This window comes from Streptomyces sp. NPDC005195 (assembly GCF_040608315.1).
In the GTDB taxonomy this organism is placed as follows: domain Bacteria; phylum Actinomycetota; class Actinomycetes; order Streptomycetales; family Streptomycetaceae; genus Streptomyces; species Streptomyces kaempferi.
The window spans coordinates 38,300-55,454 of sequence record NZ_JBEXHZ010000019.1 but is presented as its reverse complement, the minus strand read 5'-3'; the positions used below and the strand labels follow the sequence as shown (position 1 = coordinate 55,454).

16 protein-coding genes and 2 pseudogenes are annotated in these 17,155 nt (G+C 70.1%); 11 read left to right on the top strand and 7 right to left on the bottom strand.

Features of this window, described 5'->3' with window-relative positions:
* The first annotated feature begins 3 nt into the window (after positions 1-3).
* From ABZV34_RS20775 to ABZV34_RS20755, 5 genes are all read left to right on the top strand, one after another.
* Positions 4-1,533: an aldehyde dehydrogenase (NADP(+)) gene (locus ABZV34_RS20775; protein ID WP_356278452.1), complete on the top strand. Its 1,530-nt coding sequence runs from the start codon at positions 4-6 to the stop codon at positions 1,531-1,533.
* 121 nt (positions 1,534-1,654) lie between these two features.
* On the top strand, positions 1,655-2,263 hold the full coding sequence (locus ABZV34_RS20770; RefSeq protein WP_356278449.1) for a DUF1349 domain-containing protein: 609 nt from the start codon (positions 1,655-1,657) through the stop codon (positions 2,261-2,263).
* 90 nt (positions 2,264-2,353) lie between these two features.
* A complete protein-coding gene (locus tag ABZV34_RS20765; protein WP_356278638.1) occupies positions 2,354-2,827 on the top strand; it encodes a GNAT family N-acetyltransferase in 474 nt (157 codons plus the stop codon).
* 87 nt (positions 2,828-2,914) lie between these two features.
* The gene (locus ABZV34_RS20760) at positions 2,915-3,634 is read left to right on the top strand and encodes a DsbA family oxidoreductase (RefSeq protein WP_356278446.1); all 720 of its coding nucleotides are present in this window, start codon (positions 2,915-2,917) and stop codon (positions 3,632-3,634) included.
* A 97-nt stretch (positions 3,635-3,731) separates the two neighbouring features.
* Positions 3,732-4,781, top strand: coding sequence for an aminotransferase class V-fold PLP-dependent enzyme (locus ABZV34_RS20755; protein ID WP_356278443.1), 1,050 nt, complete (start codon positions 3,732-3,734; stop codon positions 4,779-4,781).
* A gap of 95 nt (positions 4,782-4,876) precedes the next feature.
* On the opposite strand, the gene thpD is transcribed toward ABZV34_RS20755, so the two are convergent.
* The 5 genes and pseudogenes from thpD to ABZV34_RS20730 all read right to left on the bottom strand — a co-directional run.
* A complete protein-coding gene (gene thpD / locus ABZV34_RS20750) occupies positions 4,877-5,764 on the bottom strand; it encodes an ectoine hydroxylase (RefSeq protein ID WP_356278440.1) in 888 nt (295 codons plus the stop codon).
* Between the two features lie 7 nt (positions 5,765-5,771).
* Entirely contained in the window at positions 5,772-6,170 is a 399-nt protein-coding gene (locus ABZV34_RS20745; protein WP_356278437.1) for an ectoine synthase, read from the bottom strand.
* A 52-nt stretch (positions 6,171-6,222) separates the two neighbouring features.
* Positions 6,223-7,494, bottom strand: a complete 1,272-nt coding sequence (gene ectB / locus ABZV34_RS20740) for a diaminobutyrate--2-oxoglutarate transaminase (RefSeq protein ID WP_356278434.1) — start codon at positions 7,492-7,494, stop codon at positions 6,223-6,225.
* 29 nt (positions 7,495-7,523) lie between these two features.
* Positions 7,524-8,081, bottom strand: a complete 558-nt coding sequence (gene ectA, locus ABZV34_RS20735; RefSeq protein WP_356278431.1) for a diaminobutyrate acetyltransferase — start codon at positions 8,079-8,081, stop codon at positions 7,524-7,526.
* Between the two features lie 426 nt (positions 8,082-8,507).
* A pseudogene (locus ABZV34_RS20730) lies at positions 8,508-8,726 on the bottom strand (hypothetical protein); the annotation flags it as partial.
* A 425-nt stretch (positions 8,727-9,151) separates the two neighbouring features.
* Between ABZV34_RS20730 and ABZV34_RS20725 the strand changes: the two are divergent.
* Positions 9,152-10,030, top strand: a complete 879-nt coding sequence (locus tag ABZV34_RS20725) for a S41 family peptidase (protein WP_356278428.1) — start codon at positions 9,152-9,154, stop codon at positions 10,028-10,030.
* A 137-nt stretch (positions 10,031-10,167) separates the two neighbouring features.
* Here the strand turns inward: ABZV34_RS20725 and ABZV34_RS20720 are convergent.
* Positions 10,168-10,574: pseudogene (locus ABZV34_RS20720) on the bottom strand (hypothetical protein).
* A gap of 622 nt (positions 10,575-11,196) precedes the next feature.
* Here ABZV34_RS20720 and ABZV34_RS20715 point away from each other — a divergent pair.
* Positions 11,197-12,009 (top strand): helix-turn-helix domain-containing protein, encoded by an 813-nt coding sequence (locus ABZV34_RS20715; RefSeq protein ID WP_356278425.1) that lies wholly within the window; start codon positions 11,197-11,199, stop codon positions 12,007-12,009.
* A gap of 75 nt (positions 12,010-12,084) precedes the next feature.
* On the opposite strand, the gene ABZV34_RS20710 is transcribed toward ABZV34_RS20715, so the two are convergent.
* On the bottom strand, positions 12,085-13,185 hold the full coding sequence (locus ABZV34_RS20710) for an aminotransferase class V-fold PLP-dependent enzyme (protein WP_356278635.1): 1,101 nt from the start codon (positions 13,183-13,185) through the stop codon (positions 12,085-12,087).
* A 319-nt stretch (positions 13,186-13,504) separates the two neighbouring features.
* On the opposite strand from ABZV34_RS20710, the gene ABZV34_RS20705 reads away from it, so the two are divergent.
* The 4 genes from ABZV34_RS20705 to ABZV34_RS20690 are packed head-to-tail and all read left to right on the top strand — an operon-like array spanning position 13,505 to position 17,094.
* On the top strand, positions 13,505-14,353 hold the full coding sequence (locus ABZV34_RS20705) for a transporter substrate-binding domain-containing protein (protein ID WP_356278422.1): 849 nt from the start codon (positions 13,505-13,507) through the stop codon (positions 14,351-14,353).
* Positions 14,350-15,183, top strand: a complete 834-nt coding sequence (locus tag ABZV34_RS20700; protein WP_356278420.1) for an amino acid ABC transporter permease — start codon at positions 14,350-14,352, stop codon at positions 15,181-15,183. Before ABZV34_RS20705 ends, ABZV34_RS20700 begins: the two co-directional genes overlap by 4 nt.
* Positions 15,180-15,992: an amino acid ABC transporter ATP-binding protein gene (locus tag ABZV34_RS20695; protein ID WP_356278417.1), complete on the top strand. Its 813-nt coding sequence runs from the start codon at positions 15,180-15,182 to the stop codon at positions 15,990-15,992. The genes ABZV34_RS20700 and ABZV34_RS20695 overlap by 4 nt, the downstream gene beginning before the upstream one ends.
* Before the next feature lie 10 nt (positions 15,993-16,002).
* On the top strand, positions 16,003-17,094 hold the full coding sequence (locus tag ABZV34_RS20690) for an amidohydrolase family protein (protein ID WP_356278414.1): 1,092 nt from the start codon (positions 16,003-16,005) through the stop codon (positions 17,092-17,094).
* The last annotated feature ends 61 nt before the right edge of the window (positions 17,095-17,155 follow it).

Genomic DNA, 17,155 nt, shown 5'->3' with positions numbered 1-17,155 from the left:
CCGGTGGCAGCAGCACCAGTCTGGAGTGTCGACCCCCGTACCGGGAAGCAGCGCGAGCAGGTTGCGGTGGAGGCCACAGCCCAGGAGGTCGACGAGACCGTCCGCGCCGCGCACGCCGCCCGGGGAGCCCTCGTGGACCGCGCCGCGCGCGCGGCCTTCCTGCGCAGCGCCGCGGACCTGCTCGAAGGGGCCAAGAACCACCTCGTCGAGGCCGCCGACGCGGAGACCGCGCTCGGCCCGGTCCGGCTCACCGGCGAACTCGCCCGCACCTGCTACCAGTTGCGGGCCTTCGCGGACATCGTCGACGAGGGCGCGTTCCTCGACGTCGTGATCAACCACCCCGACGACACGGCGACCCCGCCGATCCCGGACCTGCGCCGCTACAAGGTGCCGCTGGGTGTCGTCGCCGTCTACTCGGCCTCGAACTTCCCCTTCGCCTTCTCGGTCGCCGGCGGCGACACCGCGAGCGCGCTGGCGGCCGGCTGCCCGGTCGTGGTCAAGGCGCACCCCGACCACCCGGCGCTCTCCGAGCTGGTCGCGGCCGTCCTGCGCCGGGCCGCCGGCCTGCACGGCATCCCGGCGGGTGTCGTCGGCCTGGTGCACGGTTTCGAGGCGGGCGTCGAACTCGTCAGGCACCCGCTGGTCACGGCGGCCGGTTTCACCGGGTCCGTCCGTGGCGGCCGGGCGCTCTTCGACGCGGCGGCCGCGCGCCCCGTGCCGATCCCCTTCCACGGCGAACTCGGCTCCCTGAACCCCGTCGTCGTCACCGAGGCCGCGGCGGCCGAGCGCGCCGAGGCGATCGGCGCCGGACTCGCGGGCTCGATGACGCTGGGCGTCGGCCAGTTCTGTGTGAAGCCGGGCCTGGTGCTGGCCCCGGCGAGCGCGGCCGGCGACCGTCTGCTCAAGTCGCTCACGGACGCCGTCAGCGACACCGACGCCGGTGTCCTCCTCGACCACCGTATGCGCGACAACTTCGTCGCCGGGGTCGCCGAACGCGCCGGACTCCCCGGCGTGGAGGCCCCGGTGACGCCCGGCGCGGGCGGTGAGCACACGGTGAGTCCCGGCTTCCTGACCGTGCCCGCGCGGAAGCTCGCGACCGCCGGTGAGCACGACCTGCTCCTGGAGGAGTGCTTCGGCCCGCTCACGGTGATCGTCCGTTACGAGGACGAGTCCGAGGCCGGCGCGGTCCTCGCCCGTCTGCCCGGCAACCTCACCGCCACCGTGCAGCTCTCCGCCGAGGAGGCGGCCGGCCAGGGGCGAGGCGCCGAGATCCTCGCCGAGCTGACGCCGCTCGCCGGACGGGTCGTGGTCAACGGCTGGCCGACGGGCGTCGCCGTCGCCCCGGCCCAGCATCACGGTGGCCCGTATCCCGCGACGACGTCCACGTCGACCTCCGTCGGTGGTACGGCGATCGAGCGGTGGCTGCGGCCGGTGGCCTATCAGGGCGCTCCCGAGGCGCTGTTGCCCGCCGAACTGCGGGACGGCAACCCGTTGGGCCTGCCGCGTCGGTTCAACGGGCGGCTGGAGCACTGAGAGCTCGCCGGGAGGCGCCCTCGGGCCCGCGGCCGTCGGTGGGCCGCGGGCCGGGGCGACGACCGCGCGGCCGCCCGCGCCCTGTGTGAGTGCGCGGCGGTGGACCTGGGAGACTCGGGGGATGGACGTGGAACTTCCTGAACTTCCCTTCTCCCTGCGCACGTACGGCCCGGACGGACACTGGTCCTACGAGGACGGGGTGCTCGCGGGCTGGGCCGGCGGTCGCCAGGACCGTTTCGTGCCGCCCACCGGCGAGGCCCAGGACCCCGCCTCGGACGCGCCCCGGCTGCTCGGCGCCCCCGAGGGGGACTTCCAGCTGATCGCCCGGGTCACGGTCGGCTTCGGGGCCTCCTTCGACGCGGGCGTGCTCTACGTCCACGTGGGGGAGCGCGCCTGGGCGAAGCTCTGCCTGGAGTACTCCCCGGACGTGCCCACCGTCTGCACGGTGGTCACCCGGGGTCATTCCGACGACGCCAACTCCTTCACCGTGGAGGGGAGTTCCGTCTGGCTGCGGATCAGCAGGACCGGCCGCGCCTTCGCCTTCCACGCCTCCCGCAACGGAACGAAGTGGACCTTCATCCGGCTCTTCACGCTGGGCGAAGAGAAGGAGACGTCCGACGCGCTGGTCGGTTTCATGACGCAGTCCCCGATGGGGGAGGGGTGCGTGGTCACGTACGACGGCATCGAGTTCCGCCCCCACTGGCCCCAGGATCTGAGGGACGGCAGCTGACCGCACCCGGTTCGGCCGGACCGGAACCGGAACCCCCGCCGCCACGTCCTCCGCTACGTGATCAGAACGCACCGCACCGTCGGCTCCCTCGTGATCAGGACCGCGCTGGTGGGGGAGGCCACCGCCATCGCCGACCTGCATGTCCGCGCCCGCGCCACCTACTACCCGGACGGCGTCCCCGAGGACGGACCCGACTGGCCGGAGCGCTGGCGCGGCGCCATCGAACGCCCGGACACCCATGTGCTGTGCGCGGTGCGTGACGGGCGACTCGTGGGCATCGCCTCCTTCCGTACGGACGAGGGCGCGCCCGCCGACTCCGTGAGGCTCTTCCAGTTCCACGTCGCCCCCGACCGCTGGCGCGACGGCATCGGCACCTCCCTGCACGCGGCCTGCGTCGAGGAGTGGCAGGCCGACGGGAAGCGGACGGCCACGCTCGACGTACATGTCGACAACGAACGCGCGCAGGCCTTCTACGCCCGCCAGGGCTGGGTGCCGGACCCCGAGAACCCTCCGGCCGAGGGCGATCACCACCTCTTCCTGCGGTACACCGTCCCCGGGGAATGAACCCGGCCGCCTGAACGTTCCCGCCCGAGGACCCGTGGAGGGTGCCGCAGTATCCCCGTACCCGTACGACCTGGAGAGAGCCGAGACATGCGCGTCGAGATCTGGAGCGACATCGCCTGCCCCTGGTGCTACGTGGGAAAGGCGCGCTTCGAGAAGGCGCTCGACGCCTTCCCGCACCGCGACGAGGTGGAAGTGGTGCACCGCTCCTTCGAGCTCGACCCGGGCCGCGCCAAGGGTGACATCCAGCCCGTCCTCGCGATGCTCACCAAGAAGTACGGCATGAGCGAGGCGCAGGCACAGGCCGGCGAGGAGAACCTGGGCACGCAGGCCGCCGCGGAGGGCCTCGCCTACCGCACCCGGGACCGCGACCACGGCAACACCTTCGACATGCACCGCCTCCTGCACTTCGCCAAGGAGCAGGGCCGCCAGGACGAGCTGATCGGGCTGCTGTACCGGGCGAACTTCGCCGAGGAGCGGACCGTCTTCGGCGACGAGGAGCGGCTCGTGGAGCTGGCCGTCGCCGCCGGACTCGACGCCGACGCGGCCCGCACCGTCCTCGCCGACCCGAAGGCGTACGCCGACGACGTGCGCGCCGACGAGCGCGAGGCGGCCGAGCTGGGCGCGAACGGCGTGCCGTTCTTCGTCCTGGACCGCAAGTACGGCGTCTCCGGCGCCCAGCCCGCCGAGGTGTTCGCCCAGGCGCTGACCCAGGCCTGGGGAGAGCGCCCGCCGCTGCGGCTGATCCAGCAGGGTTCCACCGACGCGGAGGTCTGCGGCCCGGACGGATGCGCCGTGCCGCAGCAGTGAAAATCCCTGGTCGGGACGCTTGTATAAGCGTTCTTTGGGGGAACCGGGTAGAAGTGCGCGATGGACGAGGGGTGCCCGGGGCCGCAGAGTGGGTCCCATGGAGACCTTCGAGAGCCTCGTACGCGCCGAGTTCGCCCCGAAGAACACCTATCTGAACACCGCGAGCACCGGACTGCTGCCGGCCCGCGCGGTGGAGGCCATGCGCACGGCCGTCGCGTCCGTCGCCGCCGGACGGCCCGCCGACATGTTCGCGGACGTCGAGGCCGCCCGCGCCTCGTTCGCCCGGCTGGTCCAGGTCCCGGCGACCCGGGTGGCGGCCGGGGCGTCGGTCGCCGTCTACAGCGGGCTGATCGCGGCCGCGCTGCCGCCCGGCGCCGAAGTGCTCACCGCGGAGGCCGACTTCAGCTCGGTGGTGAACCCCTTCCACGTCCGCGGCGACCTCAAGGTGCGCGCCGTTCCGCTGGAGCGGCTCGCCGGATCCGTACGCCCCGGCACCGCACTCGTCGCGGTCAGCGCCGCGCAGTCCGCGGACGGCCGGGTCGCCGACCTGCCCGCGATCCGCGAGGCCGCGCGGGCACACGGCGCGCGGACCTACGTCGACGCGTCCCAGGCCGCCGGCTGGCTGCCGCTGACGGCGGACGCCTACGACTTCGTCTCCTCCGTCGCCTTCAAGTGGCTCGTCTGCCCCCGGGGCGTGGCGTTCCTGGTCGTCCCGGAGGACTTCGGCGGCCTCACCCCGCTGTTCGCGGGCTGGGTCGCGGGGCAGGCGCCCTGGGACAGCTGTTACGGCCCGGTCGAGGAACTCGCCCACTCGGCACGGCGGTTCGACGAGAGCCCCAGCCTCTTCTCGTACGCGGGCGCCCGGCACTCGCTGGAGCTCGTCGAGAAGCTGGGCGTGGAGCGCGTGCACACCCACGACCTCGGCCTCGCCGACCGATTCCGTACCGGGCTGCGGGAACTGGGCCACGAGCCGGTGCCCGCGCCGGACTCACCGATCGTCTCCGTACCCGGACTGGGCCGTCTGCAGCCGGAGTTGAGCGCGGCCGGAGTCGAGGTCTCCGACCGGGCGGGCAACCTTCGCGCCGCCTTCCATCTGTACAACACGCCGGCTGACGTCGACCGGCTGCTGGACGCTCTGCGCCCCTGAGGGCCGGCGGCTCCCGGCACACGAGAACGACGCTCCGGGCCGCCGACCGTGGCGGCCCGCAGCGTCGCTCCCGGTGGCCCGGGGCCGGTCCGTCGTCAGCGCACAGGGGTGAAGTCGCGGGCCCCGATGTAGTCGGGCCTGCGCACCGGCGCCGCGAAGGGCTCCACCGCCGCGTTCTCCACGCTGTTGAACACGATGAAGACGTTGCTGCGCGGGAACGGCGTGATGTTGTCGCCCGAACCGTGCATGCAGTTGCAGTCGAACCAGGTCGCCGAACCGGGCCGGCCCGTGAAGAGCTTGATGCCGTGCCGGGTGGCGAAGTCGGTGAGCGCCTCGTCGGACGGCGTACCCGCGTCCTGCATCTGCAGCGACTGCTTGTAGTTGTCCTGCGGAGTGGAACCCGCGCAGCCGAGGAACGATTTGTGCGACCCCGGCATGATCATGAGACCGCCGTTGGTGTCGTGGTTCTCGGTCAGCGCGATCGACACGGACACCGTCCGCATGTTCGGCAGCCCGTCCTCGGCGTGCCACGTCTCGAAGTCCGAGTGCCAGTAGAACCCGCTGGCCCCGAAACCCGGCTTGACGTTGATCCGTGACTGGTGGACGTAGACGTCCGAGCCGAGGATCTGCCGGGCCCGCCCGACCACGCGTTCGTCGCGGACGAGACGGGCGAAGATCTCGCTGGTCCGGTGCACCTCGAAGACGGACCGGATCTCGAGCGACTTCGGCTCGACGATCGAGCGCTCGTCCGCCCGGATCGCGGGATCGGTGACGATCCGCTCCAACTCCTGCCGGTACACGGCGACCTCGTCCTCGCCGAGGAGTTCCTCGACGGGAAGGAAGCCGTCGCGCTCGTAGGCGAGCAGCTCGGAGCCGGTGATCGGGCCGGGATCGCCCGGCGCACCCCACACGACGGGGTCCTGGCGGGGCACGGACACCTCGGTGGCGCCGCGGCTGGGGTAGAGATCGGTGAGGGTGGTCATGGGCGTTTCACACCTCCTCGGTGAGCAGCGGGTAGACGCCGTTCTCGTCGTGGTCCTCGCGCCCGGTGACGGGCGGGTTGAAGACACAGATGCAGCGGAAGTCCTTCTTGATCCGCATCGTGTGCCTCTCGTGTCCGTCGAGCAGGTACGTGGTGCCGGGTGTGATCGTGTACGTGAACCCGGTCTCGTTGTCGGTGAGTTCGGCCTCGCCCTCGACGCACACGACGGCCTCGATGTGGTTCGCGTACCACATCGACGTCTCCGTGCCCGCGTACAGGATCGTCTCGTGCACGGAGAAGCCGACCTTCTCCCTGGCGAGGACGACGCGCTTGCTCTCCCAGGTGCCCGAGGCCGACTTCACGTGCCGGTCGGTGCCTTCGATGTCCTTGAACGAACGGACTATCACGATGCTGCGATGCCTCTCTCTCGTGGCTCGGGTGCGGGGTTCGGGGTAGGTCTCAGAGGGTCTCGCGCACGGCGCGTGCGAGGGTGCGCAGGCCTTCGTCGAGTTCGTCGGGGGTGATGGTGAGCGCCGGGAGGAGTTTCACGACCTCGCTCTCCGGCCCGGACGTCTCGATGAGCAGCCCGAGTTCGAAGGCGCGCTGCGCGACGCGCCCCGCACGCTCCTTCTCGTGGAACTCCAGCCCCCAGACGAGCCCGCGCCCCCGGTACTCCCGGACGTCGGCGAGGTTCTCCTCGGTGATGGAGATCAGGCCCTGCTCGATCTGCTCGCCGCGGGTGCGGGTCTGCTTCTCCATGGCGGAACCGTCCGACCAGTACGTCTCCAGGGTCGCGGCGGCCGTGACGAACGCGGGGTTGTTGCCGCGGAAGGTGCCGTTGTGCTCGCCGGGCTCCCAGACGTCCAGTTCGGGCTTGAACAGGCACAGCGACATGGGCAGTCCGTAGCCGCTGATGGACTTGGACACGGTCACGATGTCGGGCACGATCCCCGCCTCCTCGAAGGAGAAGAACGCTCCCGTCCGCCCGCAGCCCATCTGGATGTCGTCGACGATCAGCAGCATGTCCCGCCGCCGGCACAGGTCGGCGAGGGCGCGCAGCCACTCGGGCCGGGCGACGTTGATGCCGCCCTCACCCTGGACGGTCTCGACGATGACCGCGGCGGGCTGGTTGAGACCGGACCCCTGGTCCTCCAGCAGGCGCTCGAACCAGAGGAAGTCCGGTACCTGGCCGTCGAAGTAGTTGTCGAACGGCATCGGGGTGCCGTGCACGAGCGGGACTCCGGCGCCGGCGCGCTTGAAGGCGTTGCCGGTGACGGCGAGCGACCCGAGCGACATCCCGTGGAAGGCGTTGGTGAAGGACACGATCGACTCGCGCCCCTTCACCTTCCGCGCCAGCTTCAGCGCGGACTCCACGGCGTTGGTGCCGGTGGGGCCCGGGAACATCACCTTGTACGGTAGATCACGCGGTCGCAGCACGATGTTCTGGAAGGTCTCCAGGAACGCGCGTTTGGCGGTCGTCGACATGTCGAGACCGTGGGTGACCCCGTCGCGTTCCAGGTAGTCGATCAGGGCGCGTTTGAGTACCGGGTTGTTGTGCCCGTAGTTGAGGGAACCGGCGCCGGCGAAGAAGTCGAGGTACGCGTGTCCGTCCTCGTCGTACATCCGGCTGCCCTGGGCCCGGTCGAAGACGGTGGGCCAGCTGCGGCAGTAGCTGCGCACCTCCGACTCCAGGGTCTCGAAGACGCTCAGGTCGGGCGGGGTGATGGTCACGGCGGAATCGCTCCTCGGTGCGTGGGGGGTCAGAGGGAGAGGGGACCGATGCGGTACAGGACTTCGGGGTCGTGGGGCCCGTCCGGGCTGTTCGGGAAGTGCCCCGACCCGAACAGCACCTCGCGCTCGACACTCGCGCCGTGGCGGGCGGCGAACGAGGTGAAGAGGCGTTCGGAGGCGATGTTGCCGGGGGTGATGGTGGTCTCGACCCCGCTGAGGGTCCGCTCCCGGGCGACCCGCGCGGTCAGTCCGTCGAGCAGGGCCGCGGCCAGTCCGCGTCCGCGGTGCGTGGCGTCGACGGCGACCTGCCAGACGAGCAGGGTGTCCGGGTGTTCGGGGCGGACGTACCCGGTGACGAAACCGACGGGCAGCCCGTCCGGGTCCGCCGTGTCACGTGCGACCACCGAGGTGCCGGCGAAGTCTCGGCACCACAGCAGATAGCTGTACGAGGAGTTCAGGTCGAGGGTTCCGGAGTCCTTGGCGATGCGCCAGAGGGCGGCCCCGTCGGCCACCTCCGGACGGTCGATCCGAAGGCCCTCTGGCATTTCCAGGAATTCCGCTGGCAGGTCTGTCTGTGCGGCGGTCATGCGGATTGAATTTACCGATGGAAATTCGAAAATGCATCGCTGAGGGGGGTTACGTGTGAAGGGATCCTGTGTTATCTCAAGCCTGCGAGCGTGCACTCGACAGCCGCCGAAAGGTACAGTTCTGTCCGTATATTACGGGAGGAAACGGGCGACCTGTGGAGTGTGTCACAGTGACGCAATGGCCATGAGATCTGTCCGAATCATGTCGATCGGCGTTCGCGAAATCTTTGCGTTTAGCGGCAGGGAAAGCGGGCAGAAGAATGTGGGAATCTACGCTGAATTAATATCCGGATAAGCGGAGCGAATGCATGGTGTGCCGGGTCCGTGGGTGTGTCTCCGGATTTCTCGCACGAGAGGGGCGGTGCGCACCGGAATCTGTCGGTGCGCACCGCCCGAGGGGTGCTCTTCTTCTTACAGGCCGCGGGCGGTGATGTCGCCGTGGGCGGTGCGCAGCGTGACCGTGCCGCGTACGGCCTCCGTGATGCGGAGGTCGCCTTTGTGGGTGCTGATCTCCGCGGGGCCGTCCAGGCGGCCGACCGAGACGTCGCCGGCGGGGAGGGCGAGGCGGGTGCTCGCCACCTCGTCGAGCCGGATCGTGGCCTGCCCGCCCTCGAAGGTGACGTCGCCGAGCCGGCCGACGCCCTGGAGGAGTGTCCGGGAGGGCGATGCCCACGTCAGGCCGAGCGGCGCGCCAAGGACCGTATTCCATACGGTGGGGCGCAGGCCGATCATTGAGCCGAGCCGCGCGCCCGCCACTGCCCCGATGGGGCCAATGCCGTAATTGAACAGGCCGCTGGCTCCTGCGACGCGGGATCGTAGCGTGCCGGGTACAGGAACGTGTTTCTGAACTGACCTGCCACCAGGGCCGGTTGCTCGGCAGCCTAGGCTTGCTCGTGATCGCAGAGTTGGGGGCATGGATGGGGCGGGGAAGGTGGCTGCGTTGGTCTGCCTGCGCTGGGCTGGTGAGTGTTCTTGTTGCGGGGACGGGATGCGCGGATCGTTCGGAGAGGACAGAGGGACCAGGTATGTCGCCCGCTGCCCGGTCGTACCTGTCGAAGGTGCTGGACATCATGGAGAAGAATGCGCTCCTCCGCCATCAGGTCAAGTGGCCTGAGATACGACGCCAGGCGTACTCGCAGGCCCAGGCCGCGAAGAAGCCGTCAGACACCTACGACGCGATCCGCCACGCTCTTCGGACAGTCGGCCACGGGCACAGTTCCTTCTTCGATCCCAAACAGGCTGAAGAGGTGGTGGAGGCTCCGCCCGACTCTTCCTTCGAAGGGCCGGAGGCTCACTCGCTGGGGGATCACCTGGCGTACGTGTCACTCCCTGCGGTACAGGGATCTGACGCCGCGTACAAGCGGTATGTGCGTCAAGGCCGTGAGGCAGTCGCGAAGGCTGACCGCCCGGAGGCATGCGGCTGGGTCGTAGACCTGCGCGGTAACCACGGTGGGAACATGTGGCCCATGCTCGCCGTCGCGGGACCGGTTCTAGGGGACGGCAAGGTCGGCATGTTCGTCGATCCCGACGGTAAGAAGTACCCGTGGACGATCCAGAACGGCAGCCCGCGTGAGAACGGCAGATCGTTCGGCTGGGGAGACAGCGCTCCCGTGGTTAACCCTGACGCCCCGGTCGCGGTCCTGACCGACGGGGTAACGGCCAGCTCGGGTGAGGCGGTGGCGGTCGCCTTCCGGGGGCGGCCGCGGACCCGGTCCTTCGGCGAGGGCACGTACGGTGTTCCTACCGGGAACAATGGCCACCGCCTCTCCGATGGCGCCGTGCTGGTCCTCACAGAGGTCAAGGACGCTGACCGCACCGGCCGTAGCTACGATGCGCCGATCTCTCCTGACGAGGAGATCCCCACCATGAAACTGAGGAGGGGAGCTCACGTAGACCAAGTTCTGCAGGCAGCGAAGAAATGGCTTCGCAAGCAGGCTGAGTGTCAGTGACGTCGGAGTCAAGCGGCGGCTGTCATCGCGGCCGTGGTGGCCTTCCGACCAAGCACTGGACAGCTGGCGCACAGCTACGGGAAGACTCAGGGCCTGTCCCGGTGGAACCCGGACCAAGCCGTGCAGCGTCGAACTGTTCAGCTTGTCGGCGGGCGGATGGGGACGACGTTGTCTGGGACACGCGTGTGTTCTGCGTGCCTGCTGCTTCCCTGAATGAGCACAGCGCTGGCGAGGGTGAGCCTGGTTCCCTGCTGGCGGAGTTCCTCGATTTCGGCCTTTCGGTCGGCGATGGTCGTCTTGAGCTTGGTGACGGTTTCCCGGAGTCGCTTCTCGGCTTCCGGAACCTGTTGGGTTTCGTGCGGACGCGTTCGTAGAACTCGTTCTTCAAGTCGACGTGCCGTTTGCGTAAGGCCATGCGGTGGACGTCGGCTTCGGCGGCGAGGGCGACGACGAGGCTGCCGTTGGAAGTGGTGGCCTGTCCGGTCAGGAGCCGGTCCGTGGTCTCGCGGATACGGACGCGCCCGTCCTGATGCTGCTGGTTCACGTGAGGGCCTCGGCAGGGTGCGCGGTGCTTTCGCGGCCTTCACCGGCGGAGATGTGGTTGCCGTCGTCGTCGGTGACGTTCTTGTAGTGGTGGCCGTACCCAGGTGACGCATCGGTTCAGCGGCCTCGTCGAAGTCCACGTGTTCGCGCCATGGTTCGCCGTTGTTTCTCCCGGCACCCGCAGCGGGCATCGCCCTGGCCGCGATGCGGCGATCTCCGCGAGGCCGTGTTGCTTGACGAACCTTGAAACCTGACCGCGGTTGGAGCCGGTGAGAGCGGCGATGTAGGTGGTGGCCACCCGCCTTGACGTCGCGGCCCTTGGCGGCGTCCGCGGGCAGGATCTCGACCGTGGTGTCGGCCTCGACATCCCCGCGGGACGCGTCCGGCTCATCGCCGCCGACCGGGGCCTTCCGTGGCCCGCTGTTTCTGATAATGGAAACGCTACGTTGCATTCAATGATCCTGCAATGGAGTCGTTGCACAGAACGGTGAACACCGCAGGTGAAGCCCGATATTTCATTGCAATGACTTTGAGTCTAATGCAACAACCATGACGCTGCTCGTTGCAATGAATGAGCGGTGAACGCTATGCTGGAGGCACCACGGACGACGAAGGAGACCGCGATGCCGGGAGGCAGACTCACCCAGCAGGAACGCCAGCAGGTCGCGCTGGGGCTGGCCGACGGCCTCGCCTACGCGGAGATCGCCAGACGTCTCGACCGTCCGACCTCGACCATCACCCGGGAGGTCATGCGCAACGGCGGTCCGACCGCGTACCGCGCCGACCTCGCCCATCGCGCCACCGAACGCCGCGCCCACCGCAGCAGGCAGACCGCGCCCCAGGCCGCGGAGGCGCTCCCGCAGCCCCATGGCCGGGACGCCGAGGCGGTGCGCGAGTACGAGGAGACGTTCACCACCGTGATCATGCAATCGGGCATGTCCAGGATGATGTCCCGGGTGATGGCCTGCCTCTGCATCAGCGACTCGGGCAGCCTCACCGCGGCCGAACTCGTCCAGCGCCTCCAGGTGAGCCCGGCGTCCGTCTCCAAGGCGATCGCGTTCCTCGAGAGCCAGGGCCTCGTCCGCCGGGAGCGCGACGAACGCCGTCGTGAGCGCTACATCGTCGACGACGACATCTGGTACCAGTCGATGATGGCCAGCGCCCGGTCCACCGCGAAACTCGTCGAGACCACCCGGGAAGGCGTCCGCGTCCTGGGTCCGGGCACCCCGGCCGCCAACCGCCTCGAGAACATCGCGCGCTTCCTCGACTTCGTCTCCGAGAGCATCGCCCGCGCCGCCGAGCAGGCCCGCGACATCCTCCACGTGAAACCCGAACCGGCCTCCGGGCAGGCGGCCCGTCCGGCGTCCGAGGGCGAGGCCGCCGAGGCGGCACGGGTGTCCGGCGACGAGTCCCCGGAGAGTGACGGAGAAGGGTAGATACGGCGAATCCGGAACCGGAACCGGAACCGGGAGCCGGAAGCCGGGCGGGGTGGTCGCGGTCCCGCCCTCGGTCTACCCCCAGGCCTCCGTCACCGCGCGCCGGGCCCCCTCCAGGTCCACCGCGTGTCCGGACTCGGCCAGCGCGGCGCCGACGGCGGCGAGGCAGGAGTGCACGACGCCCCGCGTCGCGTCGGGCCCGTAGTGGTTGACGCGGATCATCTCCTTCGCCAGCGCGCCCCCGCCCGCGACCAGCGGCAGCACCGGATCCGCCGCCAGCGCCCTGGCGACGAGCACCGTCGCGTCCGCCCCGGCCGGCACCCGCAGGGTCGTCGCGACCGGCGCCGCGTCCTGCGCGCGATACACGTACGGCTCCAGCCCGCCGCCCAGAGCCACCGCCCCCGCCCGGGTCGCCGCCGCGGCCGAGGCGTGCCGGTCCATCACCGCGTCGAGGCCCTCACCCTCGATCCGCTCGACACACGCCTCCAGCGCCAGCATCTCCAACTGCGCCGGTGCGTGCAGCAACGCCTTGCGCCCGCCGTCGACCCACCGCTCCTTCCAGTCCAGCAAGGACAGGTAGGACCGCCGGGGCGCCCCGGGGTTGGCCGCCATCCGCGCCCACGCCCGCTCGCTCACGGACACGGCCGACACCCCGGCCGGCCCGCCCATCGCCTTCTGCGCCCCGATCACGCACAGATCGACTCCCCACACGTCCGGCAGCACCGGCTCGGCGCCGATCGACGCGACGGCGTCGAGGGAGAACAGCGCGCCGTGCTCGCGCACCACCTCGCCGATCTCCGCGACGGGGTTCGTGTTGCCGGTCGCGGCCTCCGCGTGCACCAGGGAGACGAAGTCGATCGACGGGTGCTCGGCGAAGGCGTCGCGCACCTGCGCGGCCGTCACCGCGGTGTGGAACGGCACCGCGAGATCGACGACCGTGGCACCGCAGTCCCGCAGCCAGTCCCCGAAGGTCCGCCCGTACGGCCCGGTGATCACGTTGAGCGCGGTGGTGCCGGGCCCGGCGGCGCCGCGGATCGCGCCCTCCAGCGGCAGCAGCGCCTCGCCCTGGGTGATCACGACGTCCTGCTCGGTGGAGAGCAGCCGCGCCACACGGTCCTCGATCGACGCGAAGTGCGCGGCGCTCAGCGGGGCGAGGTCCAGAAAGGGGTGGGTCACGGCGTTGCTCTCTTCGCTCACGGGTTCCAATGCGCAGCTCCGAGCGTATCCGGCACCCCCCGGACCGCCGGAGCACGGGCGCAGGCGCCGGTGGCACATGTGTGCGCCGGGCACGGCGGGGCAGGTGGGGGCGGTGCCGGCCGACTTCGCGGCGGCCGTCGGGCGGGCGGGCGGCCGAAGACGTCGTCCGCCCTGCCTCGGGACGCGCCGGCAGACATGACTTCCGAGGCCGAACGGCGCAAGGACCATCGGATTGGTTTGAGTGAGTCAAACTTTTCCTTATAATCGGAAGCCTCAGTTCCCCCCACAGGAGGTCTCCGTGAACTCGGTCCCCGGACGCCGGACGCGCATGCTGGCCGCCACCACCGCGACGGCCGGGCTGCTGCTCGTGGCCGGGTGCTCCTCGGGCGGCGGAGGGGGCAAGACCACCGCCCACGGGGTTCCCCTGGTGAAGGCGGGCCAGCTCACGACGTGCACCCACCTCCCGTACCCGCCCTTCCAGTCGGAGATCGACGGCAAGGTGCAGGGCTTCGACGTCTCGCTGATCGACCTGGTCGCCAAGGACCTCGGCGTGAAGCAGGCCATCGTGGACACGCCGTTCGAGAACTTCAAGACGGGCGCGTTCCTCAACTCCGACCAGTGCGACCTCGCCGCGGCCGGCATGACGATCACCCCGGAGCGCAAGAAGAACGTCGCCTTCTCGGACCCGTACTTCGAAGCCACCCAGGCCGTCCTGGTCGACAAGAAGAGCGGTATCGACTCCCTCGCGGGTGTGAAGGCCAAGGGGAAGAAGCTCGGCGCCCAGGCGCAGACCACCGGTGAGGACTACGCGCGCAAGCAGGGCTTCGACCCGGTCTCCTTCGAGTCGTCCGACGCGGTGCTGAGCGGCCTGCGTACGGGTCAGGTCCAGGCCGTCATCATCGACTTCCCGGTCGTCCAGGGCTGGCTGAAGGACAAGGCCAACGCCGGCGCCTTCAAGGTGGTGGACAACCTCAACACCGGTGAGCAGTACGGCTTCACGGCGAAGAAGGGCAACACCAAGCTTGTCGACGCCATCAACGCGGCGATCAAGGGCGCGAAGGCGGACGGCACGTACAAGAAGCTGTACGAGAAGTGGATCGGCCCGTACGACGAGAGCGCCGCCACGGCCTCCCCGTCCGCCTCATGAGGGGCGCCGACGCACAGGTCCAGCCCCGCAGGTCCGGCCTGACCCGGCGGCAGAAGCGCACGCTCTCGCGCGGCGCCCAGTACGTCGTCTTCGTCGCGGTCGTGATCGCCTTCGCCGCGACGGCCGACTGGGGACGTCTGAAGAACCAGTTCGCCCAGTGGGACCTGGTCCGGCAGATGTTCCCGGACGTCATCACTCTGGCGCTGAAGAACACCGTGCTCTACACGATGTCCGGCTTCGTCGTCGGTCTCGTGCTAGGCATGGTCATCGCCCTCATGCGGCTGTCCCCGGTGGGCCCCTACCGCTGGGTCGCCGGCATCTACATCGAGATCTTCCGGGGCCTGCCCGCCCTGCTGATCTTCGTCTTCGTGGGTGTCGCGGTGCCGCTGGCCTTCCCCGGTACACAGATCCCCGGCGGGACGTACGGCAAGGTGGCGCTCGCCCTCGGCCTGGTCTCGGCCGCGTACATGGCCGAGACGATCCGGGCGGGCATCCAGGCCGTCCCCAAGGGCCAGATGGAGGCGGCCCGTTCGCTGGGCTTCTCGCACGCGCGGGCCATGGTCTCGATCGTCGTCCCGCAGGCGTTCCGCGTCGTGATCCCGCCGCTGACCAACGAACTGGTGCTCCTCTTCAAGGACTCCTCGCTGGTGCTCTTCCTCGGGGTCACGCTGGAGGAGCGCGAACTCACCAAGTTCGGGCGCGACCTGGCCAGCCAGACCGCCAACTCCACGCCGATCCTGGTCGCGGGCCTGTGCTATCTGCTGGTCACGATCCCGCTCGGATTCGTCGTACGCCGTCTTGAGGCGAAGGCCGGGGAGGCCACCAAGTGAGCAGGCCCGAGATCCAAGTGAAGGACCTGCACAAGTCCTTCGGCGACAACGAGGTGCTGCGCGGCATCGACCTGGAGATCGGTTCGGGCGAGGTCGTCTGCGTCATCGGGCCGTCCGGCTCCGGCAAGTCCACCCTGCTGCGCTGCGTGAACCTCCTGGAGGAACCCACCAGGGGCCAGGTCCTCGTCGGCGGTACGGAAGTCACGGACCCCGATGTCGACATCGACGCCGTGCGCCGCCGTATCGGCATGGTCTTCCAGCAGTTCAACCTGTTCCCGCACCTGTCGGTGACCGAGAACCTCACGCTGCCGCAGCGCCGGGTGCTCGGGCGGGACAAGGAGCGGGCGGCGAAGGTGGCCGCGGAGAACCTCAGGCGGGTGGGCCTGTCGGAGAAGGCGGACGCGTACCCCGCCTCGCTCTCCGGCGGTCAGCAGCAGCGGGTGGCGATCGCCCGCGCGCTCGCCATGGGTCCCGAGGTGATGCTCTTCGACGAGCCCACCTCGGCCCTGGACCCCGAACTCGTCGGCGACGTACTCGCGGTGATGCGCAGGCTGGCGAACGAGGGCATGACGATGATGGTCGTCACGCACGAGATGTCGTTCGCGCGCGAGGTCGCCGACCGGGTCGTCTTCATGGACGGCGGCGTGATCGTCGAGGACGGCACCCCCGAGCAGGTCATCGGCAACCCGGGCAACGAGCGCACCCGCCACTTCCTCTCGCGGCTGCTGGACCCCGCGATGGCGGACGTGGAGGAGGAGGCCCCCGACCGGGCGGACCAGGTGGACCGGGAGGGCCAGGGCCCGAACTAGGGTGCAGTCCATGAGCGATCGCGCGGTGCTGCACGTGAAGGGACGGGTGCTCGTCGGACCCGACGAGGTCCGGGACGAACTCTGGGTCGTCGGCGGGAGGATCTCCTACGAGCGCCCCGTCGGCGCCCGTGACGTCCGCGGTGTCGAGGGCTGGGTGCTGCCCGGTCTCGTCGACGCGCACTGCCATGTCGGACTCGACCAGCACGGGCCCGTCCCCGACGAGGTCTCGGAGAAGCAGGCACTGACCGACCGGGACGCGGGCACCCTGCTCGTCCGGGACGCGGGCTCGCCCTCCGACACCCGCTGGATCGACGACCGCGCCGACCTCCCGAAGATCATCCGCGCCGGCCGTCACATCGCCCGTACCCGCCGCTACATCCGCAACTACGCCCACGAGATCGAGCCGGAGGACCTGGTCGCGTACGTCGCCCGGGAGGCCGCTCGCGGCGACGGCTGGGTGAAACTGGTCGGCGACTGGATCGACCGCGGCACCGGCGACCTGGGCGCCTGCTGGCCCCGGGACGCCGTCGAGGCCGCGATCGCCGAGGCGCACCGGCTGGGCGCCCGGGTCACCGCGCACTGCTTCGCCGAGGACTCCCTGCGCGACCTGGTCGAGGCCGGTATCGACTGCGTCGAGCACGCGACCGGGCTGACCGAGGACACCATCCCGCTGTTCGCCTCGCGCGGGGTCGCGATCGTCCCCACCCTCGTGAACATCGCCACCTTCCCGCGGCTCGCCGACGGCGGAGACGCCAAGTTCCCCCGCTGGTCCGCGCACATGCGCCGCCTGTACGAGCGGCGGTACGACACCGTGCGGGCCGCGTACGACGCCGGAATCCCCGTCTACGTCGGTACGGACGCGGGCGGCACGCTCCCGCACGGACTGGTCGCGGCCGAGGTCGCCGAGCTGGTGACCGCGGGCATCCCACGGGTCGAGGCGCTCTCCGCGACCACCTGGGGCGCCCGGCGCTGGCTCGGCAGGCCGGGGCTCGACGAGGGGGCGCCGGCGGACCTGGTGGTGTACGAGGGCGATCCGCGCGCGGACGTAAGAGTGCTGGGCGCTCCGCGTCTGGTGGTGCTGAACGGGCGGCCGGTCGGGTAGCGGGCGGTGACCTGGGTGTTCGGGGCGGCGCACTCGGTCGTGGGACACCGGGCGGCTCCCG

Coding starts and splice junctions, on each gene's coding strand:
- thpD (WP_356278440.1), bottom strand. CDS start 5,764: ATGACCACCCTCACCGATCTCTACCCCAGCCGCGGCGCCACCGAGGTG.
- ABZV34_RS20700 (WP_356278420.1), top strand. CDS start 14,350: ATGAGGGGCGCCGACGCACAGGTCCAGCCCCGCAGGTCCGGCCTGACC.
- ectA (WP_356278431.1), bottom strand. CDS start 8,081: ATGACCGCCGCACAGACAGACCTGCCAGCGGAATTCCTGGAAATGCCA.
- ABZV34_RS20690 (WP_356278414.1), top strand. CDS start 16,003: ATGAGCGATCGCGCGGTGCTGCACGTGAAGGGACGGGTGCTCGTCGGA.
- ABZV34_RS20715 (WP_356278425.1), top strand. CDS start 11,197: ATGCCGGGAGGCAGACTCACCCAGCAGGAACGCCAGCAGGTCGCGCTG.
- ABZV34_RS20755 (WP_356278443.1), top strand. CDS start 3,732: ATGGAGACCTTCGAGAGCCTCGTACGCGCCGAGTTCGCCCCGAAGAAC.
- ABZV34_RS20770 (WP_356278449.1), top strand. CDS start 1,655: ATGGACGTGGAACTTCCTGAACTTCCCTTCTCCCTGCGCACGTACGGC.
- ABZV34_RS20760 (WP_356278446.1), top strand. CDS start 2,915: ATGCGCGTCGAGATCTGGAGCGACATCGCCTGCCCCTGGTGCTACGTG.
- ABZV34_RS20725 (WP_356278428.1), top strand. CDS start 9,152: ATGGAGAAGAATGCGCTCCTCCGCCATCAGGTCAAGTGGCCTGAGATA.